Source organism: Arthrobacter sp. CAN_A1, from assembly GCF_015751665.1.
Classification (GTDB): Bacteria; Actinomycetota; Actinomycetes; order Actinomycetales; family Micrococcaceae; genus Arthrobacter_D.
The window spans coordinates 20,252-46,317 of the sequence record NZ_JADOUR010000008.1 but is presented as its reverse complement, the minus strand read 5'-3'; the positions used below and the strand labels follow the sequence as shown (position 1 = coordinate 46,317).

Annotated in this window: 27 protein-coding genes; 16 read left to right on the top strand and 11 right to left on the bottom strand. The window is 64.3% G+C overall.

Annotation, left to right across the window (positions count from 1 at the left end; genetic code table 11):
* Positions 1 to 151 precede the first annotated feature (151 nt).
* From IWX62_RS10720 to IWX62_RS10695, 6 genes are all read left to right on the top strand, one after another.
* The gene (locus IWX62_RS10720; RefSeq protein WP_196841410.1) at positions 152 to 631 is read left to right on the top strand and encodes a hypothetical protein; all 480 of its coding nucleotides are present in this window, start codon (positions 152 to 154) and stop codon (positions 629 to 631) included.
* The gene (locus tag IWX62_RS10715) at positions 628 to 2,535 is read left to right on the top strand and encodes a M64 family metallopeptidase (protein WP_196841409.1); all 1,908 of its coding nucleotides are present in this window, start codon (positions 628 to 630) and stop codon (positions 2,533 to 2,535) included. Before IWX62_RS10720 ends, IWX62_RS10715 begins: the two co-directional genes overlap by 4 nt.
* Positions 2,536 to 2,563: 28 nt before the next feature.
* Positions 2,564 to 3,184 carry an L-threonylcarbamoyladenylate synthase gene (locus IWX62_RS10710; protein WP_196841408.1) on the top strand — a complete coding sequence of 207 codons (621 nt, stop codon included), beginning with the start codon at positions 2,564 to 2,566 and terminating at the stop codon, positions 3,182 to 3,184.
* A 319-nt stretch (positions 3,185 to 3,503) separates the two neighbouring features.
* Positions 3,504 to 3,719 (top strand): hypothetical protein, encoded by a 216-nt coding sequence (locus tag IWX62_RS10705; RefSeq protein WP_196841407.1) that lies wholly within the window; start codon positions 3,504 to 3,506, stop codon positions 3,717 to 3,719.
* A 31-nt stretch (positions 3,720 to 3,750) separates the two neighbouring features.
* A complete protein-coding gene (locus IWX62_RS10700) occupies positions 3,751 to 5,271 on the top strand; it encodes a CYTH and CHAD domain-containing protein (RefSeq protein WP_196841406.1) in 1,521 nt (506 codons plus the stop codon).
* A 15-nt stretch (positions 5,272 to 5,286) separates the two neighbouring features.
* Positions 5,287 to 5,586: a hypothetical protein gene (locus tag IWX62_RS10695; protein WP_196841405.1), complete on the top strand. Its 300-nt coding sequence runs from the start codon at positions 5,287 to 5,289 to the stop codon at positions 5,584 to 5,586.
* Between the two features lie 30 nt (positions 5,587 to 5,616).
* Here IWX62_RS10695 and IWX62_RS10690 read toward each other — a convergent pair whose 3' ends face one another.
* Positions 5,617 to 6,054, bottom strand: coding sequence for a hypothetical protein (locus IWX62_RS10690; protein WP_196841404.1), 438 nt, complete (start codon positions 6,052 to 6,054; stop codon positions 5,617 to 5,619).
* A 162-nt stretch (positions 6,055 to 6,216) separates the two neighbouring features.
* On the opposite strand from IWX62_RS10690, the gene IWX62_RS10685 reads away from it, so the two are divergent.
* Positions 6,217 to 6,648, top strand: coding sequence for a LexA family protein (locus tag IWX62_RS10685; RefSeq protein WP_333483368.1), 432 nt, complete (start codon positions 6,217 to 6,219; stop codon positions 6,646 to 6,648).
* Positions 6,649 to 6,731: 83 nt separating this feature from the next.
* Positions 6,732 to 7,997 (top strand): Y-family DNA polymerase, encoded by a 1,266-nt coding sequence (locus IWX62_RS10680; protein WP_442859254.1) that lies wholly within the window; start codon positions 6,732 to 6,734, stop codon positions 7,995 to 7,997.
* Between the two features lie 40 nt (positions 7,998 to 8,037).
* Here the strand turns inward: IWX62_RS10680 and IWX62_RS10675 are convergent, their stop codons facing one another.
* The 3 genes from IWX62_RS10675 to IWX62_RS10670 form a co-directional block, all read right to left on the bottom strand.
* Positions 8,038 to 9,471: an APC family permease gene (locus IWX62_RS10675; RefSeq protein WP_196841402.1), complete on the bottom strand. Its 1,434-nt coding sequence runs from the start codon at positions 9,469 to 9,471 to the stop codon at positions 8,038 to 8,040.
* A 33-nt stretch (positions 9,472 to 9,504) separates the two neighbouring features.
* Positions 9,505 to 9,633, bottom strand: a complete 129-nt coding sequence (locus tag IWX62_RS16290; RefSeq protein WP_333483366.1) for a hypothetical protein — start codon at positions 9,631 to 9,633, stop codon at positions 9,505 to 9,507.
* Between the two features lie 68 nt (positions 9,634 to 9,701).
* Positions 9,702 to 10,799 carry a trypsin-like serine peptidase gene (locus tag IWX62_RS10670; protein WP_196841401.1) on the bottom strand — a complete coding sequence of 366 codons (1,098 nt, stop codon included), beginning with the start codon at positions 10,797 to 10,799 and terminating at the stop codon, positions 9,702 to 9,704.
* 206 nt (positions 10,800 to 11,005) lie between these two features.
* On the opposite strand from IWX62_RS10670, the gene IWX62_RS10665 reads away from it, so the two are divergent.
* Both IWX62_RS10665 and IWX62_RS10660 read left to right on the top strand, forming a co-directional pair.
* Positions 11,006 to 11,701 (top strand): response regulator, encoded by a 696-nt coding sequence (locus tag IWX62_RS10665; protein ID WP_196841400.1) that lies wholly within the window; start codon positions 11,006 to 11,008, stop codon positions 11,699 to 11,701.
* Between the two features lie 2 nt (positions 11,702 to 11,703).
* Complete coding sequence (locus IWX62_RS10660; protein ID WP_196841399.1) at positions 11,704 to 14,340, top strand: DUF4153 domain-containing protein; 2,637 nt, start codon at positions 11,704 to 11,706, stop codon at positions 14,338 to 14,340.
* Here the strand turns inward: IWX62_RS10660 and IWX62_RS10655 are convergent.
* Entirely contained in the window at positions 14,334 to 14,828 is a 495-nt protein-coding gene (locus IWX62_RS10655; RefSeq protein WP_196841398.1) for a DUF2231 domain-containing protein, read from the bottom strand. The two genes, IWX62_RS10660 and IWX62_RS10655, sit on opposite strands and share 7 nt — an antisense overlap.
* A 133-nt stretch (positions 14,829 to 14,961) precedes the next feature.
* Here IWX62_RS10655 and IWX62_RS10650 point away from each other — a divergent pair, with 133 nt between their 5' ends.
* Positions 14,962 to 15,450 (top strand): universal stress protein, encoded by a 489-nt coding sequence (locus IWX62_RS10650; RefSeq protein WP_196841397.1) that lies wholly within the window; start codon positions 14,962 to 14,964, stop codon positions 15,448 to 15,450.
* A complete protein-coding gene (locus IWX62_RS10645; protein ID WP_196841396.1) occupies positions 15,440 to 15,862 on the top strand; it encodes a pyridoxamine 5'-phosphate oxidase family protein in 423 nt (140 codons plus the stop codon). Before IWX62_RS10650 ends, IWX62_RS10645 begins: the two co-directional genes overlap by 11 nt.
* A gap of 1 nt (position 15,863) precedes the next feature.
* Here IWX62_RS10645 and IWX62_RS10640 read toward each other — a convergent pair whose 3' ends face one another.
* From IWX62_RS10640 to IWX62_RS10630, 3 genes are read right to left on the bottom strand one after another with little or no spacing between them, the layout of a single operon-like run.
* A complete protein-coding gene (locus IWX62_RS10640) occupies positions 15,864 to 17,765 on the bottom strand; it encodes a heavy metal translocating P-type ATPase (RefSeq protein ID WP_196841395.1) in 1,902 nt (633 codons plus the stop codon).
* Complete coding sequence (locus IWX62_RS10635; protein WP_196841394.1) at positions 17,731 to 18,819, bottom strand: zinc-dependent alcohol dehydrogenase family protein; 1,089 nt, start codon at positions 18,817 to 18,819, stop codon at positions 17,731 to 17,733. The genes IWX62_RS10640 and IWX62_RS10635 overlap by 35 nt, the downstream gene beginning before the upstream one ends.
* On the bottom strand, positions 18,816 to 19,307 hold the full coding sequence (locus tag IWX62_RS10630; RefSeq protein WP_196841393.1) for a pyridoxamine 5'-phosphate oxidase family protein: 492 nt from the start codon (positions 19,305 to 19,307) through the stop codon (positions 18,816 to 18,818). Before IWX62_RS10630 ends, IWX62_RS10635 begins: the two co-directional genes overlap by 4 nt.
* 297 nt (positions 19,308 to 19,604) lie before the next feature.
* Here IWX62_RS10630 and IWX62_RS10625 point away from each other — a divergent pair, with 297 nt between their 5' ends.
* From IWX62_RS10625 to nhaA, 3 genes are all read left to right on the top strand, one after another.
* Entirely contained in the window at positions 19,605 to 21,005 is a 1,401-nt protein-coding gene (locus IWX62_RS10625) for a DUF4389 domain-containing protein (RefSeq protein WP_196841392.1), read from the top strand.
* A gap of 56 nt (positions 21,006 to 21,061) precedes the next feature.
* Positions 21,062 to 21,343: a hypothetical protein gene (locus tag IWX62_RS10620; RefSeq protein ID WP_196841391.1), complete on the top strand. Its 282-nt coding sequence runs from the start codon at positions 21,062 to 21,064 to the stop codon at positions 21,341 to 21,343.
* A 133-nt stretch (positions 21,344 to 21,476) separates the two neighbouring features.
* Positions 21,477 to 22,907: a Na+/H+ antiporter NhaA gene (gene nhaA, locus IWX62_RS10615; RefSeq protein ID WP_196841390.1), complete on the top strand. Its 1,431-nt coding sequence runs from the start codon at positions 21,477 to 21,479 to the stop codon at positions 22,905 to 22,907.
* A 72-nt stretch (positions 22,908 to 22,979) separates the two neighbouring features.
* Here nhaA and IWX62_RS10610 read toward each other — a convergent pair whose 3' ends face one another.
* Positions 22,980 to 24,503: a SulP family inorganic anion transporter gene (locus IWX62_RS10610; protein ID WP_196841389.1), complete on the bottom strand. Its 1,524-nt coding sequence runs from the start codon at positions 24,501 to 24,503 to the stop codon at positions 22,980 to 22,982.
* Between the two features lie 190 nt (positions 24,504 to 24,693).
* On the opposite strand from IWX62_RS10610, the gene IWX62_RS10605 reads away from it, so the two are divergent.
* On the top strand, positions 24,694 to 25,086 hold the full coding sequence (locus tag IWX62_RS10605; protein WP_333483365.1) for a helix-turn-helix domain-containing protein: 393 nt from the start codon (positions 24,694 to 24,696) through the stop codon (positions 25,084 to 25,086).
* A gap of 51 nt (positions 25,087 to 25,137) precedes the next feature.
* Here the strand turns inward: IWX62_RS10605 and IWX62_RS10600 are convergent, their stop codons facing one another.
* Both IWX62_RS10600 and IWX62_RS10595 read right to left on the bottom strand, forming a co-directional pair.
* The gene (locus IWX62_RS10600; protein ID WP_196841388.1) at positions 25,138 to 25,584 is read right to left on the bottom strand and encodes a hypothetical protein; all 447 of its coding nucleotides are present in this window, start codon (positions 25,582 to 25,584) and stop codon (positions 25,138 to 25,140) included.
* Between the two features lie 83 nt (positions 25,585 to 25,667).
* A complete protein-coding gene (locus tag IWX62_RS10595) occupies positions 25,668 to 25,820 on the bottom strand; it encodes a hypothetical protein (protein ID WP_196841387.1) in 153 nt (50 codons plus the stop codon).
* Positions 25,821 to 26,066: the final 246 nt, after the last annotated feature.

The following is a 26,066-nucleotide window of genomic DNA, read 5'->3' as shown; positions in this document are numbered from 1 at the left end:
GGATGTCGGGGATAAAGGCCCAACGTACCGCCGCTCGCGTTACTGCTGTGTTACCGGTCGACGGGCCGTCCGCACCCCGGCTGCGGTAACAGCCCAGTAACGTCGCCGGCGGGACGATAGGGAGAAGACCTCCCGCGAAAGAAGATCCCTCATGACTGACATCCCAGAATCCGCCCCCGGAGCCATCCGCTTGATCTTCGAGTACGACGGCGACGACGTCCGCCTGATCCTCCAGCAGCCGGTTAACGTGGCGGTCACCGGTTTCGATGCGCACCCCGACCTTCGTGCCGGACGGTACGCCGAGGTACGCGACGCCCAGGACGCGCCACTAACCCGTGTCCCCGTGCGGACCGGCGACCTTCAGAGCGCCGAGGTGTTCCCTGAGACTCCCGGTGAACCGATCACCCGGGTGCAGGTGGAGCGGCCCAGCGGCGCGTTTACCGTCGTCGTCCCGGCGCCGGAGGCTGCACGCAGCATCGCGCTGATCGACATCGCCGAGCCGGATCCGGAGGACACCGGCGGCCGGGGGGCTGAACCGCCGGGCGACGGGGGCGACGGGCGACGGCTCGGAGCCTCCCGCGTCACGGAAATCACCAGCTTCGCCATCGAGGGACGGGGTGAAACGGAATGACTACCGCCGACGGAGTCATCATGGGGACCACCCAGATCCGGGGCTCAGCACCCCGCAACCGCGCGTTCAACGTGGTGCTCCTGGGCGACGGGTTCCGGGCCGCAGAACAGGCCGCCTTCGATGCCGCCTGCACCGCACTCGCCAACGCGTTCCTGGGCACTCCACCGTTCAACGAACTGGCGCCGGCCATCAACATCTTCCGGGTCAACGTGTCCTCCACCGACTCCGGAGCCGACGATCCGGTGGGACCGGGTGGCACCGGCGCCACTGCGCGGACCTACTTTGACGCGACCTTCGGAGGGAACGGCATCAGGCGGCTGCTGCTCTGCAATTCAGGGACGGCGCTGAGCGTCGCAGCGGCACAGGTGCCGGAGTTCACCACGGTGCTGGTGATCGTCAATTCGACCGTCCACGGGGGAAGCGGCGGGTCCATCGGCACCTACTCGCTGGCCAGCAATGCCACCGAAATCGGTATCCACGAGATGGGTCACACAGCGTTCGGGCTGGCCGACGAGTATCCCTACTATGCCGGCGGCAACGAGACAGGCCACGACCATCATCCCGGCCCGGAGCCCGGCGAACCCAACGTCACGATCAACCGGAACCGGGCCACCCTCAAATGGCGGTGGGCGGTTAACGCCGCCACAGCAATCCCCACCATGACCAACCCGGACTGCAGCACGGTCGATTCACGGCCCAGCCCGGTTGCCGCCGGGACCGTCGGCACCTTCGAGGGCGCGCACTACTACCACTGTGGTGCGTTCCGGCCGGAGTTTGCCTGCAAGATGCGGGACCTGGGGGTGCCGTTCTGCCGGATCTGCCGGCAGGTGATCTGGAACCGGATCGGGCCGCTGGGAGCGTTGACGGCCCGGGCGAAAACCCCGATCACCGTGATCGACAGGTACCCGGAGCACCTTGATGTCTTCGCTGTGGGGTCCGATGGGCGCACCATGTCCAACTGGTGGGATCAGAGCAGCGGGTGGGCTGGCTGGTTCCACCTGATGGGCGGGTTCGCGTCACCGGGCGGCGCAGGGTCGCCGGTGACCGCCGTCGCCCGCTACGCAGGACATCTTGACCTGTTTACCGTGGGCACCGACAACCGGGTATACAGCGCGTGGTGGAGTTCCTCCGGCGGCTGGTCCAACTGGTTCCAGCTGGGAACGCTGGTAGCCCGCGCCGGGTCGACGGTGAATGTCCTGGCCCGGTACGCCGATCACCTTGACGTGTTCACCACCGCCTCGGACGGCAGAATCATGTCCATCTGGTGGAATGTACGGACCGGCTGGTCCACCTGGTTCCAGATCTCCGGTGGGGTCGCGGCCAACGGGGCAACCGTCACGGCCATCGCCAGGTACCCGTTCCACCTCGACCTGTTCACGGTCGGCACCGACAACCGGGTCTGGAGCTGCTGGTGGGACGAACGCAGCGGCTGGTCCCGCTGGTTCCAGGTCGGCGGGCAGCTGGCCCGGCCCGACGCCACGGTCAACGTCGTGGCACGGCACCCCGATCATCTGGACCTGTTCACCACCGCCCCGGACGGGAAGATCATGTCCACCTGGTGGAGCGCCAGGACCGGCTGGGGTGCGTGGTTCCAGGTGTCCGGTGGTGTCGCGTCGGCTGGGTCGCCGGTGACCGCGGTAGCCCGGTATTCCAACCACCTCGACCTGTTCACCGTCGGCACCGACAACAGGATCTACAGCACCTGGTGGCATGACACATCGGGGTGGGCCGGTTGGTTCAACATTTCGGGCGGCGTTGCCAAGCCCGGCAGCCAGGTGGCCGCCGTGTCCCGGGTGACCGAGCACCTGGACGTGTTCGTCGTCGGATCGGACAGCGTTGTCTACAGCACCTGGTGGAACGCATCAACGGGCTGGGCTGGCTGGTTCCAGTTGGGGATCACCTGACCGGGCCGCGCCGACGTATGCTCTTCGCATGGCCAAATTTTTCGATGTGCATCCCGAGGATCCGCAGCCGCGCGCGATAGGGCAGATTGTCGACGTCGTCAGGTCCGGTGGGCTGATCGCCTACCCCACCGACTCCTGCTACGCCCTGGGCGCCCAGCTGGGCAACAAGGATGCTCTGGACCGGATCCGGTCGATCAGGAAGCTGGACAGCAAGCATCACTTCACCCTGGTCTGCAAGGATTTTTCGCAGCTGGGACAGTTCGTGCACATCGACAACGACGTGTTCCGCAGCATCAAGGCGGTGACGCCGGGCAGCTACACCTTCATCCTGCCCGCCACCAAGGAGGTCCCCCGCCGGCTCCTCCACCCGAAGAAGAAGACCGTCGGCGTCCGCATCCCGAACCACCGGATGGTCCAGGCCCTGCTTGAGGAGCTCGGCGAGCCGTTGCTGTCCAGCACCCTTCTGCTCCCCGCCCAGGAGGCACCCCTGACCCAGGGCTGGGAAATCAAGGAAGAGCTCGATCATCAGGTGGACGCGGTCATCGAATCCGGGGATTGCGGGGCCGAACCCACCACCGTCATCGACTTTTCCAGCGGCACCGCCGAGGTGGTGCGGTACGGCATGGGCGATCCTTCCCGGTTCGAATGAGCCGCGCAGCGAGCTTCGTGAGGTATTCTCAGCCCTAGACGGCCTCGGTTACCGTCTGCTGTGAGCATATTCGTCACCGTCTGACCGCACGGCGAGCCCGCACGCTGAGGTATCCCGTGGTCAGATCCGATCGGCAACAGACACCCTCGCTCCTCCCGGCGCCGCCTCTGGCTGCCCCGGAGGAATCGGCCACCCGCTCCGAACTCCGCGCCATCCTGTCGCGCCGCATCATCAGAGGATCTCCTTTCCGGCACAGCATCAGTCGCCCCGCAGCATAAATTGCGCGGGATGAACCTTTGTCACCGGCAGGAGACCAGCCATGAGCTTTTCAAACGAACTAACGATCACCCAGTTGAGTGAGGACGGAGCCGACGAGAGCCTCCTCCGGCTGCTCCGGGAAGCAGACGCGGAAATCGACAGGATCCTTCGGTCCGGCGGAACCTCGCGGGACGTCAGGGAAACACAGCAACGCTTCAACGACCTGCTGTCCACCTCAGGGCATCGCTCCGGCAGCACCCATGCCACCAGCTCGTAGCGCCCGGAGCTCCGGGCGCGATAATGGGGGTATGAAACGCAGCGAAGCGCTGGAGATTGAACGCAAGTACGACGTCGGGCCGGAGGATTCAGTCCCCGACCTCGCAGGCATCACCGGGGTGGCCCGGGTGGATGACGGCGGCACCGTGGTGCTTGAGGCGGTCTACTACGACCTCGCGACCCGCGACCTGCTCCGTTACGGGATCACCCTGCGGCGCCGACACGGCGGTGCGGATGAAGGGTGGCACATCAAGTTTCCGGCGGCCCCGCACCGGCTCGAAGTCCACGTTCCGCTGGCGGCCGCCGACGAGGCTGTGCCAGCGGAGGTGCTTGACCTGGTGCGGGTCCATGTCAGGACCCACCCCCTCATCCCGGTGGCGCGCCTCACCACCACCCGCACCATCACCACGCTGATCGGGTCGGCTGGCAGCCCCCTGATCGAGATCTGCGATGATTTGGTCGACTCGGAAGACCTGACCACGGGGGCCACCCGGTCCTGGCGGGAATGGGAGGCCGAGGTGGTGGGCGCCGATGCCTACCCCGACGACGAACAGGCCGGGGTAGCGGACGCCGTCGAGGACTGCCTGCTGAATGCAGGCGCCTCGCCCAGCCTCGGCGGGCCGAAACTCGCCACTGCCCTGGGCGGCATCCCCGAAAGCTCCCACGCCGAGGGCAAGCCGGGCTCCGTCAGGAATGTCCTCACCGCCTCCTTCCGCCGGGCCGCCGCGGACCTGCTGGTCTGGGATCTCCGGTTCCGCCGCAACGAGGAAGGGTCCCTGCACCAGCTGCGGGTCAGATCCCGCACCCTGCGCAGCATGCTCAAGACCTACCGTCCGCTTCTCGACGCTGAGCGAGCCGATCGCCTCGAGGAACGGCTCAAACTGATGGGCGGAACACTCAGTGCTGCCCGGGATGCCGAGGTGATGCAGGACCTGGTCAGGAAGGGAGTCGCGCGGCAGCCACCGGGAACAATCCCGCGGCATGTGATCAGGCGCCTTGAGAAAATGTCAGCCGCGCAGCACCAGAAAGCTCTGGCCCGGGTGCTGCGGTCACTGAACTCCACCGACTACTTCACCACCCTGGATGCGCTCGACGACTTCACGTCCAGCCTCCCATTGAAGGGCGGCAAAAAGAACGGCGGCAAGGCCGCGTCGCTGCTGCCCCCGGCCGTCAAACGCCAGCAGGCCCGGGTGCTGGAGTTAGCTCGACAGGCGAACCGGGAGACCGACCTGGACGCGCAGCTTGAGCGGCTGCATGATGTGCGAAAGAAATCCAAGCGGCTGCGATACGCGCTCAGGTCCGTCGATGGGTCTTCGGGGTTCAGCTTTGGCGCGCAGATGGGCAAGTCAATGAAGTCATCCGAAAAGATCCAGGACATCCTGGGAACGCACCACGACAGCGTGCTGTTCCAGCAGTTCCTCCTCAAGGTCTCCCGGGCTGCCCGCCGCGCCGGTGACAACACCTTTGCCTACGGGGTGCTTCACGAGGCAGAACATTCGATTCAACGCGCCGCTGAAGCGGATTTCCGGGAAAGGATCGCAACCCTCGACTGATACGGAGTGCACGCCATGGCCCTCACCACCCGCCCGCTGGACGCCTCAACGTGGGATGCTTTTGCTGAACTGATGGAACGCAACAGCGGGGTTTTCGGCGGGTGCTGGTGCATCGGCTTCCACCCGGAAAGCGTCCAGAAAGGGCTGGACCACCGTGAAGCCAAAAAGGAGCGGGTCTTCACCGACCGCGCGCACGCGGCGGTGGTGTTCGACGACGACGGCGCCGCCCAGGGCTGGTGCCAGTTCGGGTTCAGCCGCAGCCGCCAGGTCGGCAAGCATGCGTGGATTGTGGGTCGCGTCCTCGACCCGGCGTGAGCTGTCCCGGCACCCGGGTGCCGGGACTACTCACCAGTCCTGCCAGCGGCGGTTGCCCTGCAGCGGGATTGCACGCCGGGCCGGTCCACGCTGTTCGTTGTCCTCGGTGGTCCAGGAGATGAGCACCACCGGCTTCTTGCCCCTGAGATACCCGCTGAAGGAGGCTTCCCCCGACGTCGCCATGGTGCTCCGCAGGTTCGACGACTCGACCGCGAACTGCTCAAACTGGACGTCAACCGCTGTCGCCTTCGCGGATCCGGAATTGGTCAACACCCAGATGTTGTCCTTCTGCCAGTACACCGACCAATCAGCTTCCCGCGCCCGGGCAGGCTCAACCACTTCGGCATCACGGCTGGGGGCAGCCTCGGGTTGGCGGCGCCTGCGGTCGATGGACAGCGCCGTCCACCCACCGGCGAAGCCGAATCCCGCGGCAACTACTGCAATCGCGGGGAACCAGATCCAGTCCATCGTTCGTGTCCTACTCCATTTACCGTCGGCGGCCCGGCGGGCCGGATGCCCCCGGGACGTCGCCGCGTCCTCGTGAAATCTAGCACTGTGTCACGCCTCCTCACGACGCGAAGGTGCTACGCTTACTTTGTTCGAAGATATGTTCTATTCAAGGAATTCGCCGTGACCGTTGTAGCCCACATTGCGCCGTTGCACGGAACCCCGCCCGGACACCTCACTGACATCAGCCCGGTCGCCGTCCCCGCCGGATTCCCCTCTCCCGCCCAGGACTACTACGACGGCGGAATCGACCTGAACAAACACCTCATCAGGGACACCACCTGCACGTTCATCGTTCGGGTCTCCGGTGACAGTATGTCCGACGCCGGCATCAACGACGGAGACGAGCTGATCGTCGACCGGTCGCTATCCCCGCAGCACGGGTCCGTGGTCGTGGCAATCCTGGACGGCGAACTGACCATCAAACGGCTGCAGCTGGTCTCCACCGGCGTCGTCCTCAAGGCCGACAACCGCGACTATCCGGACATCGCTGTCGCCGAACTCTCCGACCTGACGGTGTGGGGCGTGGTGACCCGCTGTCTGCACTACGTGTAGCGGCGGGCGTCCGTCAGCCGCCACAGGACCGCCCCGGGCACCACCCGTCGGCGGCCACGACCGGCCGAAGGAGGCCGGCCCGGATAGCACTGGTGGATGTCAACAGCTTCTACGTCAGCTGCGAGAGAGTGTTCGACCCCCGGCTCGCCGGGGTTCCCGTCGTCGTCCTGTCCAACAACGACGGCTGCGTGGTCGCGCGATCCTCCGAGGCGAAAGCCCTCGGCATTCCACTGGGCGAACCCTGGTTCAAGATCGCTGCGCAGGCCCCTGGCTGGGGGCTCATCCAGCGGTCCAGTAACTATGAGTTGTACGGGGACCTCAGCTCCCGGGCGATGGAGTTGATGGGGCGCTTCGCCGCCTGGCAGGAGGTCTATTCCATCGATGAATCGTTCCTCGGCCTGGTAGGGTCGCCGCAGGTGCTTTCCAATCAGGGCGGGGCCATCCGCACCGCCATGGCGCTGCATACCGGGCTGCCCGTGTGCGTGGGGATCGCTCCCACCAAAACTCTCGCCAAGTTTGCCAACCGGGTAGCGAAACAGAACCCAGCCATGGGCGGTGTGTGCAACCTGGACACCATGCCCGCCGCTCACGTCGACCACATTATGGCGCGCGTCCCGGTGACGGGGGTCTGGGGTATCGCGGGTCGTCTCGGCAAACGCCTCAATGCTCTCGGCGTGCTCACCATCGCCGACCTCAGGGCCGCCGATCCGCTGCTGATGCGCCGGAAATTCTCCGTCCTCATGCAGCGCACCATCCTGGAGCTGCGCGGCACCCCCTGCATCGAGTTGGACACTGAACGAGCCGACAAACTGCAGATGATCTTCTCCCGCTCGTTCTCCACGCCGGTGACCACCGTCCCCGGTATGCACCAGGTGATGAGCCTCTACGCGCAGGCGGCGGCGGTGCGGCTGGCCCGGGCGAACCAGCTGACCCAGAGCATGACCGTGTTCGCCGGCACATCACACTTCCACCGCAGTGCCTCCTCCTTCCCCTCCGTCACCGTCAGGCTGCCCGCGCCGACGGCGGATCCTGTGGTCCTGACGCGGGCGGCAGTCGGCGCCCTGGACGGGCATCTGGTGGAAGGCGTGCCCTACGCCCGGGCCGGAGTGATGCTCACCGACCTTTCCCCCGCCGGGTATCAGCCGCAGTTCGATGCCTTTGTGACGGTGCATGAGCGCCGCAACATCGGCGAGCTCCTTGGCCGGGTGACCGATAAGTTCGGGGCAACCAGTATTGGGCTGGGGCGGGCCGGGCTGAGCGCCCCAGCGGACTGGACGATGAGCCGGAGGTATTCCTCCCCCCGGTACACCACCGACTGGGCGGAGCTCGCCCTGGTGATAGCCCGCTAGCCCGGGGTTCAGGTCCGGGGAGCTAGCTCAGGGATCTGGCTCAGGTATCGCCGACGTTCGTCTTCCGGTTGATGAGCCAGGTGATGAACCACAGTACGACGCCGATCAGCATCAGGCCCCCGGCAATCTGGTACTGGACCGGGTCCCGGTCCACCCAGGGGCCAGCGAGGAAAGCGCACAGGACGGCAGCTACCAGGGGCAGCGGGCCCGGCGAGGTGAAGAAGACCTTCCGCGACCGGTCCCGTTTGCTCCGGAGCACCACGCAGGCGACGTTCACCACGGTGAAGACACAGAGCAGCAGGAACGCCGTCGTCCCTGACAGGTTGGCGACGATGTTGCTGTCCGGGTCACTGGTGACATACCAGATCAGTCCCAGGGCCAGGACGGTTGAGAAGGCGATACCCGCCCAGGGGGTCCGCCGCCCGGGGAGCACCGCTCCGAGGGGCCGCGGGAGAACAGATTGCCGGGCCAGACCATAGATCAGGCGGCTCGCCATCAACATGTTGATCAGCGCGGTGTTGGCCACGGCGAAGACCGCGAGGAACGGGAAAATCCGGTCGATGGGGAAATCCGGTGACCCCTTCTGCACCACCTCCAGCAGGGCAGCTCCCTCTGCCTCCCTGATGCCCTCAATTTCGGTGGGAGTCAGGACGCTCACCACGGTGACGGCCACCAGCATGTAGAGGATCACCGCGATCCCCAGACCGGTGAGCATCGCGCGGGGAAAGATCCGTTCGGGGTTCCTGGTCTCCTCGACCATGTTCACGGAGTCCTCAAAACCGACCATGGCAAAGAACGCTATCGAGGTGGCGGCGGTGACGGCAAGGAACAATCCCTTGTCCTGGAAGTCGGTGAACACCACCACTTGCCCGAAATTCCCGGTGCCCTGCGCCATCACATAGAAACCGACCCCGATCACCATGCACAGGGCGATCATTTCCACGAGGGTGAGCACCACATTGAACTTCACGCTTTCACCCACCCCCCGGAGATTGATCAGCGCGAGCAACACCATGAACCCCATGGCGACGGCGGTCACCAGTCCCTGACCCGGCAACTCCATCCACCCATTCACCTCAAGACCGCCGAAGAGGTTCTGTGCAAGGACATTCGCTGACGTCGAGGCGCTGGTGATCCCCGAACAGACGACGGCGAACGCCACCAGGAAGGTGACGAAGTGGATCCCGAAGGCCTTGTGCGTGTAGAGCGCGGCCCCGGCTGCCTGCGGATACTGGGTCACCAACTCGAGGTAGGAGAAGGCGGTCATGGTGGCGACGACGAAGGCCAGCAGGAAGGGCAGCCAGACAATCCCGCCCACCGTGCCCGCCATGGTGCCGGTGACCGCGTAGATCCCCGCTCCGAGGATGTCACCGACAATAAACAGCAGGAGGAGCTTCGGTCCAAGGACCCGCTTCAACCCGGTCTCTTGCTCGTCAGCTGACACGACCGACCCGCCGTCTGATGTAGTGCTCATGCTTCACCTCCACTCTGGTAGCCCGGCGCCGGTTTAGAGCCGGGCGAACTGCTGGGCGGTGGTGGCGGGACTTTCAGGAGCGTCGGGGCGCACCCGGGCAAGGAGCTCGCCGCGGCTGCGGACCCCCACCTTCGCGAACACCGACTTGAGATGATCTTGCACCCTATGGAGGGAAATGAACAGATGCCGGTGAGGCGCTGTCGCGGCGGCACTCTGACACCGGCTAACCGCTAGGGCCAGGTGTTCCTGGCCCAATGCAAAAGGTTTGTCAGGGCGTTGCCGCCGGCAGCGACGTTCTGACGTGGTTCACCGAAGTTGTTCTCACCGCCCGAGTGGGTGCCCACGACGTCGGCTGATCCGTTGAACCAGGCGAACACCGGCGCACCGCTCTGACCGCCCTCGGTGTCGGCCTGATACTCCAGCTCGACGCCGGCGCCGTCGTTGTCGTCGTCAATGATGGGAAAGTTCAGGTGCAGCCAGGGCCGGTTCCCGTTGTCCTTGTCCCACGGGTAGCCGGGGAGGGTCCACACGCTCTGGTCCTCCCACCCGGAATTGTAGGTTCGGAACCCAAACCAGCCCAGATTGTTGCCCAGGGGGACGTCGAGGCGCATCACCGCCATATCGTCACCCTGGGCATGGGAACTGTAACCCTGGGCGTTCGTCACCCAGGATGCCGCCCACGTGCCGTGGATCGAGGCGCCGTCGTAGAACGCTGGCACGAACAGGGCCTTCCAGTTCCCTGACCCCCACGGGACCACATGGCTGGCGGTCAGAATGGTGCGGACTCCGAGCAGTGAGGCGGTCCCCCACCAACTCCAGTTGGGGGTGGCCGCGTCAGCCCAGACGAAGATCCTGCCGACCACCGAGAAGGGATAGGCATTGGGGTAGTAGGGCGACCGCGCGTCGGGGTCAATCACCCACTCCGGCCGCACCCGTGCCCCATTGCGCCGGACAATCTGGGGGGACACCTTCGCCGGGGCGAGGACGGGAGTCGGAGCGACCGGCGTCCAGTCAGGGATGTAGGACGTGCCGCCCGCGCCGGCGTCGTCCAGTTTCAGGGCTGACACCTGTGCCTCGACGTCCTGCGTGGTGACCGGATCCACTGCGCCGACCACAATGCCCAGCACCGTGTCCGGGTCGCTGACGCCGAGCCGCCCACTTTCCCCCATGGTGAAGACCGCGCTGGCGTCGGTGACCGGGTCCGCGGAGCCCATCCGGTCGAACACCAGATAGTTGCCCGGCTCGTTCAGCTCCGCCGGGGGCTGGCCCTGTTGCGGGCGTGAATTAGCGATGATCCGGTCGAGCGGATCGGGTTGATCGGTTGACATGGTCTCTCCTTCAGACGGATGGCTCAGCCATCCACGGCATGCTGGCAGATACAGTTCCAGAGGCAAGATAGGCCCCGGGCAGTTACGGGTGCGTTATCGGCCCGTTATTGCTGGTGGCCGCCACCGGAACGGCTCCGTCACACCTTCACAGGTTCTCCACATGTCAGCCCCACCTCGACCAGATCCACGCTTGTAGGCTCAGGAACATGAAACAGGGCAGCGGGACCCCCCACACAGTGCTGGTCGTCGAAGACGACCCGACCATCAACCAGGCACTCACCGACCGGTTGGTCGCCGAAGGCTTCACGGTGGTCAGTGCGTTCGACGGACCGGGAGCGATCGCCGCCTACACGGAGCGGGAACCGGATCTGGCCATTCTCGATGTGATGCTTCCCGGCTTCGACGGCCTTGAGGTCTGCCGGCGGATCCAGGTCCGCCGGCCCATCCCCGTCCTGATGCTCACCGCCAAAGCGGACGAGACTGATGTCCTGATCGGTCTCGGAGTGGGAGCCGATGACTATGTGCTCAAGCCGTTCCGGATGCGCGAGGTGGTCGCCAGGGTTCGGGCCCTCCTGCGCCGCGTCGACCGGGCCACGGAACTGGCTCTCACCCGCGGCCCCGAACTGACCGTCGGAGACCTGGTACTGCATCGGGGCACCCGACGGGTGCAGGTCGCCGCGGAGGACGTCCACCTCACACCCCTGGAGTTTGACCTCCTTGCGATGCTCGCCGAACAGCCGGGGACCGTGCGCACCCGCGAAGCCCTGATGACCGAGGTGTGGGGGTGGGCGGACGCCCGCGGCACCCGCACCCTCGACAGCCATGTGAAGTCGCTGCGTGCCAAGGTGGGGCCGTCTCGGGTCCGGACCGTGCACGGTGTCGGCTACGCCCTGGAGCAGTGACCATGACCGGCAATACTCCTCGCGCCCGGCGCCCCCTCGATGGTGTGGCCTCCATCAAGGTCAAGATCGGTTTGCTGGTGGCGCTAAGCATCATCGCCGCCGTCGTGGTCCTTCAGGTGGGCGTGCGGGCAGGCGTCCCGGGGTGGCTGACCCTCCCGGCAACCCTGGCGGCGGCGCTGGGAATGACCCAGTGGCTGGCGCGGGGGATGACATCCCCGCTGCGGGAGATGACGCGGGCTGCGGGCCGGATGGCGACGGGCGACTACACGGCGCGCGTCACCGCTACCTCCGCGGATGAGGTGGGCATCCTGGCCCGGGCGTTTAACACGATGGCCGCCGACCTTGCCAGCGACGAACAGCAGCGCAGGCAACTCATCGCGACAGTGTCCCACGAACTGCGGACACCGCTCGCTGCTCAGCGGGCACTGCTGGAGAACCTTGTCGATGGGGTGGTCAGTCCGGACGATGCCGTCCTGCAGTCAGCACTGACACAATCCGAGCGGCTCAGCGCGCTGGTCACCGACCTCCTCGACGTGAGCCGGGTGGATGGCGGCGCTGCCGATCTCGATTTGGCGCCGGTTCGCGTGGCCGATCTCCTCGATCAAGCCGTCAACGAAGTAGCGGTCGGCGGCCGGTCGATCAAGCTGACGACGTCGGTCGACCCACCCGATCTGGTGGTGACCGCCGACTCCGCACGCCTGGCCCAGGTGGTCGCGAACCTGCTCGACAACGCGGTCCGGCACAGTCCGTCCAACGGCACGGTTCACCTGGCTGCCGCCGCCGGCGACGGGGACCGGTGGTCGCTTGAAGTCACCGACGACGGCCCCGGCATCCCGGTGGAGCAGGCCCAGCGGGTGTTCACCCGATTCGGGGTGGGCGACGACAGCAGCGGGGGCACCGGGCTGGGCCTGGCCATCGCCAGTTGGGTTGCCCAACTGCATGGCGGGTCCATCGCCGCCCTGCCACCCACCCCCGGGTCCGGCGGCGCACGGATCCTCGTGCTGCTCCCCAGGAATCCCCGGGGCGCAGCCCCGCCAGCCGCCACCCCGTCAGCTACCCCCGAAGCGCCGCCCCCCGCCAGCATCACCCACCTCAAGGAGACCGCCGTGACCACTGCTGGCTACCCCTACCCTGCCCAGGGAACTCCCTCGACACCCGGTGCCGCCGACGCCCCACCGCTGATGTCCAGCACCGAGCGACTCTGGCCTGAGCGCGGGCTGCGGACTGCTCCCCTGCCGGTGTTCCTGGCACTCGCGATCGGTGCCCTGGCCGCCGTCGTGCTGCCGGACCGCGGCCTGGGCCTGGGCACCCTGCTGATCCTGCTGGCCTCCGGCGGCCTGATGCTCTCCCTCTCGGTATACCGTCGTCGCCCCTGGACCCTCGCCGCAACGGCGCTGTGCCTGGGACTGGGCTCGCTCGTGCTCCTGCGCGACGCCGAATGGTTGGCCATTCTCGCGGTGCTCGCCGCGGGAGTGCTCGTCACCACCTCCCTCACCGACGCCAAACGTGTCCTACCGATCTGTGCCGGCGGAATCGCGTGGGTGCTCAGCGGCATCCGCGGTCTCCCTCTGCTGGGCCGCACCATGTCCGCCACCACCAGGCACCGGATGCTGTGGCCGATGCTGCGGACCATCGCCATCTCACTCGTGGCGCTCGTCGTCTTCGGCGGCCTGTTCGCTTCGGGCGACGCGGTGTTCGGGTCCTGGGTGTCCACTGTCCTTCCCGACGTGCGGCTCGCCGACAACCTCGTCCTGCGCGCCTTCGTCTGGTTCGTCGTCGGCGGCGTGGTGCTGGCCGGCTGCTATCTGGCCATCAACCCGCCCCTGGTGGAGAAAGCTGGTGTCGGGGCGGGCCGCCCGGTCAGCCGGGCCTGGGAATGGCTGATCCCCGTCGGGGTAGTCGTGGCAGTATTCGCGGTCTTCGTGATCGCCCAGGCGTCGGCGATGTGGGGCGGACATGAGTTTGTGCAGAACACCACCGGTCTCAGCTATGCGGACTACGTCCACCAGGGATTCGCTCAACTGACCGTGGCGACGGCGCTGACGCTCGCCACCATCGCGCTGGCCGTGCGGAAGGCGCCGCGGGCCAACACCCGGGACCGTCTGCTGCTGCGCGTCGTGCTGGGGACGCTGGCGGTCCTCACCCTGGTGGTCGTCGCCTCGGCCCTGTTCAGGATGTCCGTGTACCAACAGGCCTACGGTTTCACCGTGCTGCGGGTCCTGGTCGACGCGTTCGAGGTGTGGCTTGGTCTGCTGGTGGTGTTCGTCCTGGCGGCCGGGGTGCGGCTGTCCGGGTGGTGGCTACCCAGGGCAGCGCTCGCCTCCGGGGCTGCCCTCCTGCTGGCCATCGGTGTGGCTAACCCTGAGGCGTGGGTCGCCCAGCAGAACATCACCCGTTTCGAGGTGACCGGCAAACTGGATGTCGCCTACCTGGCCAGCCTGGGTGCCGACGCCTCACCGGCTGTCGTGGCGGGACTGCCCGAGGAGGTGGCCCAGTGTGTGATCGCCCTGCAACCCGTTCCCGAGACCACCGATGACTGGCTGGGGTGGAACCTGGGCCGGGAGCTTGCCGCCGATTCGGTGGCTACCCTCGGCCAGCTCCCCCGCCCGGCCACGTGCAGCGATCAGCTGGGTCAGTGAACCGTCCGGAACCCGCCGACAATCAGGAAGGCGCTGCCCAACCGCGCCAAGCCCACGCCCACGCCGTGCTTGTTGCGCAACCTGGCCACCCAGGATCCGGTGAAGATGAGGACGGCGATGGCGTTGACCGATGCGTGAACCACCCCCACCCGCCGGGTGGCAGGGTCGGAAAGGGCCCACTCAGCCCACCCGGTGAGGGCCGTGGGAGCGGCAGAGATGACTCCCAGGCCCACCAGTCGGGTAGCTGCCCGTTGTGTCCCGGGATCAGAATAGCTGTCAAGGAAATCGGCCATGAACCAGGCGCCAAACGGAACGTCGGTAAACACGGGGTGGAGGGGGACGCCGGTCGCGTCCCCATGGAAGAGTCGCCGGCTGGACTCGGACGCCACCAGCCGGGATGCAAGCGGGTCTATCAGGCCGACCGCCCGCTCCAGACCGTCGCTGTGTTCCAGCCGATGCACCAGACTGAGGTAGGGATTCGGCTCCATGCGGACCAAGATACTCCTCCGCCCGTTTGGTGTCACTGAGTGGCGGAACGCTCCTTCACCTCGGCAAAATGTCCAACGGCATCCATGCCCTTCGGCCCTAGCGCAGCTGCATCCCGGAGAGCAAGCTGGCCCTATGAATTCACTACCGCATTCTGATCGGATCATTGTTGGAGTAGACGGATCGGAGTACTCGTCGAACGCGCTGCAAGTCGCCGGGCGGATGGCTGAGATGATGAAGGCACCACTCGAAGTAATCTCCTGTATCGAAAAATCCAACAGACTCGTGGCGTCACGTTTTGAAACCGAACCCAACCGTTTCACCTCTCAACTGAGTGAGTCTGTTGAGTTGTTAGTTGAGCAGGCGCTGGAACGGGCCTTCGGCACCACCAGGCCCGCCGACCTTTCCATTTCAGTCAGCTTCGACGAAGCGGCCGAATCCCTGATTGAGCAGAGCCGATCCGCGCAGTTGCTAGTGGTGGGTCGCCGGGGATCGGGGGGCTTCCTCAACCACCCCATTGGATCCGTGAGCAAGGCCTGCGCTGCGCATGCACATTGCCCGGTTCTGGTTGTACCTCAGAACGAGCCCGCACGAAACACTAAGGAGAACACCAATGGAAAGTGACGAGCGTCCAGGAACTACCCTTTCCGTTGAGGACTCGTGGCGCGTACTTGAACGCAATCAGCACGGTCGATTGGCGGTCAGCGTGTTGGGGGACCCTGACATCTATCCCCTTAATTTTCTTGCCCATGACAGGAAGCTTCTTTTCAGGACCAACCCTGGGACCAAACTCGCAGAGCTGACGGTGAACAATCGGGTCGCCTTCGAAGTGGACGAGATCAATGCCGCCGAAGCGCGCAGCGTCGTCGTGAAAGGAGTGGCTAGAGTGATCGATGCCCAGTCAGAAATCGATAGGGTTGACCAGTTGCCGCTCAAACCGTGGATTCCGACCAGGAAGTACACCTATGTAGAGATCATTCCTACGAATATTCACGGTCGGCATTTTCAACTGGGCGACGAGCCGGACCGCTATTAGCTCACGTCCGCTCGGGACGGTCGCGGCCATGTCCCCCGAGGGCGCGCAACGCATTGAGGATGGTTGCCAGATCGACAAGCTCTTGGAGTAGGGCACCTGTAACTGCGGGCAGCAAGCCAAAGGACGCGGCGATCATCAGGGCGACGCTGAGGACAATCCCGGTCCAAATGCTCGTTTTGGCCACCCGAATCGTGTGCTGGCCAATATCGACGGCCGTAGCGACTTTTGACAGGTCATCGAGCATCAGGACCACGTCCGCCGACTCGCTGGCCGCGGTGGATCCTTTGGCACCCATTGCAATCCCCACGTCGGCCGCGGCCAGAACAGGGGTGTCGTTGACCCCGTCCCCCACCATCATGACCGGCCGCAGTGATAGCGAGGACACGTGGAGTACTTTATCGCCGGGAAGACAGTCGGCGACAAACCGTGTGATCCCCGCTTCCACGGCGATGTGTTCAGCTGTGGACGCGGCATCACCAGTGAGGAGCACGGTTTCAGCGAGGCCTAACGATCTGAGTGCGGCCAGCGTCTGCACGGCGTTGGATCGCAAGGGATCGCTCATGATCAGTGCCCCGGCATACAACCCTTCAACTCCAACGTAGATCCCCAGCTGACCGCTGACCAGACCGACGGTGTCGAATCCCTCTGTCTGAGCACGGACGAAGGCTGGTTTGCCAACAACCACTGTGTACGGGCCGCATTCGGCGCTCACCCCATCGGTGGCGTGTTCGCTCGCGTTTGCTGCCGGCAAGAGCGCCAGCCCGCGCGCCGATGCTGCCTCAATAACGGAAGCCGCGAGAACATGCGAAGAATACTGCTCTGCCGAGGCTGCAAGCTGCAAGAGGCGATCCTTGGAAAAGCCGCCTTCGGATCCGCCGGCAACCTGCACTTTCAGGAGCGATGGATGCCCGGTAGTAAGGGTGCCGGTCTTGTCGAACACGGCCGTCCGGACCCGGCTGAGCCGCTCAAGCGTTCCCGCATTTTTGATGATGATTCCGGCGCGGGCAGCCCGGCTGGTTCCAGCGAGGAAGGCTACGGGAGCGGCGATCAGCAGCGGACAAGGCGTTGCGACTACCAAAACCTCGGCAAAGCGGGCAGGGTCCTTGCTGAGGAACCAAGCCAGACCAGCCAGCACGAAGGCGAAAGCGGTGAAGGGAACGGCATAGTGATCGGCCATCCGAACCATAGGAGCCCGGCTCGCCGCTGCCGCCTGGACGAGCGCTACGATCTGGCTGTATTGGGAATCTGATGCGGTGGCAGTTGCCACCATGCGCACTGCATCTGCTCCATTGACAGTGCCACTGAGCAAAGATTCACCCCTGACCCGTTCAACGGGAAGACTCTCGCCGGTCAGGGCGGCCTCGTCAAAAATCCCTGTGTCGGAAGTTATGGTTCCGTCGACCGGCACAGTCTCGGCAGGTCGGACCAGAAGAAGATCCCCTGGAACCACGTCCTCCACCGGGATGTCCTGCGGTGGACGCCCCGGCCTCTCACGGTGCGCGGTGCGCGGCGAACGGTCAAGCAGTGCGCGAAGCTCCTTGGTTGCCCGACCCTGGGCGAAGTCCTCCAAGGCCTCGCCTCCGGTCAGCATGAGTACGACAATCAGAGAGGCAACATATTCGCCAACCGCGACTGTTGAACCGATTGCTGCAACAGCCAACAGATCGATTCCCAATCGTCCATGGAATAGTTCCCTGACCATAGTGACGGCGCGGAACAATGCCACCGCGAGAGCATAGACGCTTGCAGTCAACTGCGCGGTAGTTGGTTGTCCTCCGATAACGAGGGCCCCAACACATGCTCCGACGAACAGGGTTGTTGAGACCAAAGGGAACCTGGTGATCAGATGGAATGCTCCGGGAGGTTCCTTACCCGTCACGGATGGACTGCTGCAGGGTTGCATCCCGGCTGAGAACTACCTTCAACGCGTGAGTATCTGCTGCGTTCGCGAAGGCGTCGTAGGCGTCAATAATGTTCTCTAACGGGAAGTGGTGGGTTGCGAACATCGCGGCGGGGAGCTTGTGCTGCGCCACAAGGCGTAGCAACATCTGCGTTGAACTAGTGTTCACCAACCCCATGCTGATCGTGATGTTTTGAATCCATAGATCCTGAAGGGGTAATTCGACGGACTTGCCGTGCACCCCTATATTTGCGACGTTGCCGCCGGGGCGCACCAATGACAAAGCCATCTCGAAGGTGGAGGAAAGTCCCACCGCCTCTATCGCCACGTCCACACCAGCACCGTCAGTGAGGGACATCACCTGGTCTGTCCAGTCGGCCAGATCGGGGTTGACCACATGAGTGGCACCGAAACTCGTTGCCTTGGCAAGACGGCCAGCGTCCGGATCGATCGCAACGATCGTCGCTGCACCGTGGAGGCCAGCTGTGGCAATTGCGGCTAGCCCTATGGGTCCAGCGCCGACAACCGCCACCACGTCGCCGGGTGTGACGCGGCCCGCCTGAATACCCATTTCGAACCCAGTCGGCAAGATATCAGAGAGCATCACGGCCTCGTCGTCGCTGATCCCCCCGGGTACTTTGTGCAGGGAATTGTCTGCATAGGGCACCCTGACGAACTCTGCTTGGGTTCCGTCGATGAGGTGGCCGAGGACCCATCCGACTCCTGACTGTCCCTCGTCACCGAGGCAATGGGAATAGAGACCCTTTTTGCAGTTGCTGCAATGCCCGCAGGACTTGATGCAGGAAACGATCACCCGGTCACCCGGCTGAATTTCCACTACCGAACTGCCCACCTCAGTCACCGTGCCAACACCTTCATGACCGAGGATCCGTCCAACACTGACCGCTGGCACATCCCCCTTCAGGATGTGCAGGTCTGTGCCACAAATGGTGGTTGTTTCGATGCGGACTATCGCATCGGTGGAATGAAGAAGCTGGCGGTCCGGAACGTCAGTCCACGTCTTGACGCCGGGACCGCCGTAGATAAGCGCTTTCATGGTGATTCTCCATTCAATTCTTCGAGTTGGGCACGCAGATCGTCGCTCAGCGGGCTCCACCACATCAGGGGGGAAACCACCGAGAACAGGCGTCCGGTCATTGATGTGGGGGCTACGCGGACGAAGTGGTCTTTCTGACCGGCCTGCCAGGGGAAGAGAAGGAGGCCGACGGAGTCAAGGAGGTCCGGTGTGGGTTCGACCGGGGCTGCGTTGCCTTTCACCACCACGCTCCACGCGATCGTCGCGTCTGCCAGCACGCCGTCCGTCTCCAGCGCTACCGGGGTTTTCCCGAGTGCTGCCCGTAGTTTCGTCCCTTCGCCGGTCCTGAACACCACACTGCCATGGTCCACTTTGTAGTTCACGGGGAAGATGTCTGGGTGGTCTCCTACCCAGACCGCAAGGCGTCCTACCGACGCACTTCGCAAGAGTTCCCAACAGGTTTTCGGCTCCAGTACCTCAACCGACGGCAAAGATCGTTGGTTTGTCATGTGTTGACGATAGGGTCACCGCAACTCGACCGACAGGGCACAAAGACCCTCAGGGCCAGCTGAACATAGCCTGAAACCAGCCCCCAAGATTGAAAACCGTATGATCCCCCGCGGCCAGGTTACCCGTCAGCAGGGGCAGTCCCAATTGCCTTGAGGACTGAACGAAGCCACGACACATCATTCACGTGGGCGCCCGGGTTTTCGGGACCTTAGACCCTATCGACGATTGTTAGGGCCACCCACTCTTAGGCGACTGCAGGCAACGGTACAAACCGTTCGGTACGAGGGGAGCCTTCCATGAACAGGGCAGGCGCTATCACAATGCTGGTGATCGGGATCATCCTGTCGATCCTCGGATCGACAATCGCTGCTGGTGGCGTCGCCGTTGCCTGGGTGGCATCTGACCAGCGGGACGACGGGTACTTCACCTCGGCCACAGAGCGGTACGCGGTCGCCACGTATGCGCTCGCATCACCCCGTCTGGAAGCGTTCGGCGAAGGCACAGCGGAGCGTCTGCCGTTCGACGTCGGCACGCTCAGGCTCCGCGCTGCGGCGTCCGATCCTGGCGGGGAAATCTTCATCGGCATCGCCCCGCAGGATGAAGTGGACGAGTATCTCGCCGGGGTGAACCATACGGTACTCAGGGACGTTGACTTTGACCCGTTCCGGCCGGTGTACCGCAACATCTCAGGGTCAGCGACTCCTGAGGCACCCGGCGCCCAGGAGTTCTGGGCTGCCTCGGCCTCGGGGCCGGGGGAACAGGAACTCACCTGGAACATCGCGGCCGGCAACTGGACTGTTGTGGTCATGAATGCCGACGCCTCGCCGGGCTTCTCCGCAGACTTGCAGGCCGGCTTCCGATCCGAACTGATCCGTCCCGCAGGAGCGGCCATTCTCATTATCGGTCTCGTCGTTCTCGCAATCGGCTTGCCACTCCTCATTGTGGGCGCCATGGGCTTGGGCCGGAACGAGGACCCTCAGGATCCGTCGCGCGCGGGACCCGTACCGGGCCCGCTGGCCGAACCATCGAGCGCGGCAGCCGGCGCTACTGCTCCCTACCCGGTGCACCTGATGGGTCGGCTGGATCCCGGCATATCCCGCTGGATGTGGCTGGTGAAATGGTTCCTCGCCATCCCCCACTTCTTTCTGCTCTTCTTCCTTTGGTTCGCTTTCGCTGTCATCAGCATCGTCGCGTGGTTCGCCATCCTCATCACCGGCCGCTACCCACGCCCACTCTTCAACTTCGCTGTGGGAGTCATGCGCTGGAATTGGCGGGTGGCCTTCTACGCGTATGCAGCCGCAGGCACCGATCAGTATCCGCCTTTCACTCTGGCGAGGACCAACTACCCGGCCGACGTCGTCGTCGAGTACCCGGACCACCTCTCCCGGGGGCTGGTGCTCGTCAAATCGTGGCTGCTGCTCATCCCGCACTTACTGATCGTCTCCGCGATTACCGGCACCGCCACCTGGGGGTGGCAGCTGCAGAGCGGTGAGTATGACGCGACGGGTGGCCTCTCTTTGCTGGGGTTGCTGGTGCTGGTCGCCGTGGTGACGCTCCTCTTCACCGGCAAGTATCCGCGTCCACTCTTCGCTCTTATTCTGGGACTGAACCGGTGGTCTTATCGTGTTCTCGCCTACGGAGCACTCATGCGCGATGAGTATCCGCCGTTCCGTCTCGATCAAGACACCGAAACGTGACCGAGCCGACACGTGTCCCACCCGCGCCCGCGTCGGCGCAGAGCGCAGTATGAGGCATGGACAAAATCACCCGGCTCGTCAGGCACACGACCCGGTGGCTGCGCGCCAATCGGGATTGGCTGCCGGCAGTCCTGGTCCTGGCCGGTGTGGCCGCCTTCTGGTCGATCGGTCTGGTGGGTGGATTGGCAATGCTGCGCGAAGCCCAATCCCCCATGGCCACCCTCGTAGGCCTGTACTTTATGCTGGCGCTGATCGCCATCTCCATCACCGTCGCCGTCCTGGCCGCCTCGGATTTGGCCCGCCGGATTGCCGCACGCAGGGACAGTCAGCGCCGCTGATAGGCTCGCACCACAGATGCGCGAGGGCCGCCGTGGAGCGGCTTTCCTGCTGGAACCGGTAGACTTGGCCGAAGGTGAGCCGGGAAGTCTGGTCGGCAATAATTTTGTCGACCCCAATCCAGGAGCCTCACCCATGGCAGACCCCACCGCCGAGCCCGATCCCAAGCGCACGCCCGGGATTCTCAGCCGCGGCACATATTCCGAGTCACTGAGAGTCGGTGAAATTCTCCGCAAGGAAACAGTAGGTGGCATTTTGCTGGTCATCACCGCTACCGCCGCGATTATCTGGGCCAACTCCCCGGCGTCAGATAGCTACTTCGCCCTCCGCGACTTCACCTTCGGCTACGAACCGTGGCATCTCGAATTGAGTTTGGGAGCCTGGGCAGCTGACGGCCTGCTGGCCGTGTTCTTCTTCCTCGTCGGGCTCGAACTCAAACGGGAATTCGTTGCCGGTGACCTCCGCAGCCCCGCCAAAGCAATAGTTCCGGTCGCTGCTGCAGTCGGCGGCGTCGCCGTTCCTGCCCTGGTTTACGTGGGCATCAACATCTTCAGCCCCGACACGCTCCGCGGCTGGGCCATTCCGACTGCCACCGATATTGCGTTCGCAGTCGCCGTCCTGGCGATCGTCGGCTCGCACCTGCCCAGCGCACTCAGAATCTTTCTGTTGACGCTCGCCGTCGTCGATGACCTGATCGCCATCTCCATTATCGCCGTGTTCTACTCTGACGACATCCAGGTCACTCCCCTGCTCCTGGCCCTGATCCCGTTCGCGTTGTATGCAGTGCTGGCCCAGAAGTATCGCGAGTTCTTCCATCTGAAGCCGGCCGCGGCCTGGTTCATCCTGCTGCCCATCGGCTTTATCGTGTGGGCACTCGTCCATGCCGGCGGCATCCACGCGACCGTCGCCGGTGTTCTGCTCGGCTTCGCAGTGCCCGTCCTGCACCGGAAGTCCACCGCCGGACCGGACGCGGGCCCGGGCCTGGCCGAACTCTTCGAACACCGGATCCGTCCACTCTCCGCTGGCTTCGCCGTCCCCGTGTTCGCCTTCTTCTCGGCCGGCGTCACAGTTGGTGGTTGGGACGGATTCGTCTCGGCGGTCACCGATCCAGTGGCGCTCGGGATCATCGTGGGTCTAGTGCTCGGCAAGCCGATCGGCATTGTCGGGACCACCTGGCTCCTCACCAAACTCACCAAGGTGAACCTGGACCCGGCCCTGCGTTGGGTGGACTTGATAGGAGTAGCCTTGCTGGCCGGGATCGGCTTCACCGTGTCCCTGCTGATCGCTGATCTGAGCTTCGCACCCGATGGGTCAACCAACGACCACGCCAAGGTGGGAATCCTTTCCGCTTCCATCCTTGCCGCCCTGGTCGCGTCAGTGATCCTGCGGGCGCGCAATAAGCACTACCGCGTCATCGAGGCCGAGGAGAGGGTCGACGACGACGGCGACGGGATCCCCGATGTGTATCAGGAACCGAACAACCCCACGGACGAATCAGTTACCGCTCCTGGGACGGACGACTCCCGGCTGGGCGCCGATCGCCGTCGGCCAGAATCCAACTCATAGCGCGGCCTCACCGTATCGACCACAGGAAAGCCGGCACCTTGGTGCCGGCTTTCCTGTGGTGTATGGGGCGACCTAGTGTCCTGCCCCGAACTTTCCGCCGAGCCGTTCGCGCATAAGCACACTTGAATCGTTAAGCCCCGACACGGTTACCCGCGTTCCGTGGCGGTCGTACTTTGCAACAATCGAGTCCAGTGAAGCAATCGTTGAGGCGTCCCAGAGATGGGAGCCGCTCATGTCGATTACCACGCGCGCCGGGTCCAGCGCGTAGCTGAACTGGGTGTACAGGTCGTTGGAGGATGCGAAGAACAGTTCGCCAGTGACCGTGTAGGTGGCAACCGGCTCGCCGTCGACGTCGGCAACGGTTCGGTCAACGGTGACGAAGTGAGCCACGCGCCGGGCGAAAAGGACCATCGCGACGAGGACGCCCACTCCCACGCCAATGGCCAGGTTATGGGTAGCAACCACAACCACCACGGTCGAGACCATGACGGAGGTTTCACTTTTCGGCATAATCCGCAAGGTTGAAGGTTTGATGCTGTGCCAGTCGAACGTCGCCACCGACACGAAGATCATCACCGCGACCAGCGCAGCCATCGGGATGAAGGCGACAATCTCGCCCAACACGACAACCAGCATTAGCAGGAAGAACCCGGCCAGGAAGGTGGAGATGCGTGTCCGTGCCCCGGAGGCCTTCACATTGATCATGGTTTGGCCGATCATCGCGCAGCCGCCCATCCCGCCGAAGAATCCGGTGATAATGTTCGCTGCGCCCTGCCCCCACGATTCACGGGTCTTGTTTGACCGGGTGTCGGTGACATCGTCCACCAGCTTCGCGGTCATGAGTGATTCCAGCAACCCGACAAACGCCATCGCCAACGCGAACGGGCCGATGATCTGCAAGGTTTCGAACGTCAGCGGAACGTTGGGGATGAAGAGGGACGGCAGGCTGTCCGGCAGTTCACCCTTGTCTCCCACTGTAGGAACCGCGATGGCGGCGAACACGGTGATCAGGGTCAGCGCCGCGATGGCTACCAGGGGTGCAGGAAGGGCTGTGGTCAGTTTCGGCAACCCAAACACGATGGCCAGGCCCAGAGCAACCAGCGGGTAGACGAGCCAGGGAACACCGACGAGTTCAGGTACCTGGGACATGAAGATCAGGATGGCCAGGGCGTTGACAAACCCCACCATCACCGAGCGGGGAATAAAGCGCATCAGCCGCGCCACGCCAGAGAGTCCAAGAATGACCTGAAAGATTCCTGCCAGGATTACCGCGGCAACGAAGTAGTCAACCCCGTGGCTGGCGACCAGCGGCGCGATGACCAACGCGATGGCACCGGTTGCGGCGCTGATCATGGCGGGGCGACCACCGAGGAATGCGATGGATACAGCCATGGTGAACGAGGCGAAGAGGCCGATCCGCGGGTCCACTCCGGCGATAATCGAGAAGGCAATCGCCTCTGGAATCAACGCGAGGGCAACTACCAGCCCGGCCAGCACCTCGGTCTTCAGCCGGCGGGGAGATCTCAGCGTGTCCCGTACCGACTGAAGCTGCTCGGGGGTAGGCGCTGGTTCGGCAGCGGTCGTTCTCGTAGCCATACCGGCTCCGTTCATTGTGAAGGCCAGTGGGGCCTTCGGTGAGGATTCTGCGGGCGCAGCGGCGCGCAGGTACCGTGGTGGTGGAAGGACGGGGTGCAGGCGGAGACCCTCCGGCCGCGGCACCCCTACAGCCAAAACTTTACCGTAACGTAAGGGTAGGGTTTAAATCGATTTTGAGACGGGTAGGTTCATGACCTTCGATCCTGACGCGCCGGCGGGCGAACGGACCATGCATATTGGCGAACTGGCCGAAAAGACGGGCCTGTCGCTCCGGACCATCAGACATTACGACGACGTCGGCCTGCTGCCCGCCACCACCCGGACTGATGGGGGCTTCCGTGTTTACACCGAAACCGATCTGGCCCGACTGCTGGTCATCCGGTCCATGAAGCCACTGGGATTCACCCTGGAAGAAATGGCCCATCTGCTCGACACGCTCAGTCGCCTGGCTCTAGAGAACCCTGATCCGTCGGACCGTGCGCAACTCCTCCACTACATCGGGGAGGCTAAGAAAAAGCGAGAGAAGCTCGCCCGGAACCTCCGGCAGGCCGATGAATTCATTGGGTCACTCCAGGGAAAGTGAGACTTTAGCGTTCAGCGCCCAAGGCGTGGGCGTGCACCGTACGGCTCACGCTCAGTTTGACCCGACCACCAGGTGCTGGCCTCCCAGTTCCTCCGCGAGGGCTTCGAAATCCCTGGCGGAAGGCTCCCCCACTGCGGCCTCCGAAACGTCGACGACCATCCAGTTGCCGCCCCGCACGAGGTGAACTGCCCCCTGGTGCGAGGTGGCCCAGATGTCATGACTTTGCTGCAGGGAGTCGCCGTCGGGATAGAGATCGATTTGCAGGTGTTCGGCGCACAGTATCTGGTCGGATGTCAGCTCGACCCCGTCCCCCATCGGGACGATCGGCAGGCCTGCGGGGTCCGGCTCACAGTCAAGAACCCGATCGACGGCGTCGTACGCGTCGTCGATCGTCGCAAAGGCCGGCAGATTGGGGCTGACAGTCTGCTGGCCACAACCCGTCAGCGCCATGGAGCTACCCACGGCGATAGCCGCCGCCATTCGAATGGTCCGTTTCATCGATCGTCCCCCCGGTCTGGATCGTAGATCGAACTCTCCCACATTCATGATCGTGAGGAAAGCCTCGGTGCTGGCCGGTCGGTTCAGGGCCAGTGATCGGGATGGAACTCCAGTGCATAGGGCGGCAGGTGCGGAACCCGGTCGTTGCTGACGTCCGCGTTTGTTGGCAGTGCGTCCTGGTGCGCCGTCCGCTCGGAGGCATCCCCGGGCGTAGTTGAAGCGAGACTGTTGGCCATGTTTCCCCCATGGTTAAACGGTTGGCGGAGGGTACCGCCGCCTTTACTGAAAATAATGCCATCCCCCTCAGACATTTTCACTGAGGGTGCCGCAGCTTGGAGAGACTTATTGGCTATTCGGCGTGACAACACCGGATGGGTTGCCTCGCCGGCCGGGCTCCGCGGACCTCCCTCGCGGTAATGTTTGAGCACGCTGCAGGTCGTTGGACCCGCGGGGATTAGTGTATTCCTAACCGCCAATGGACA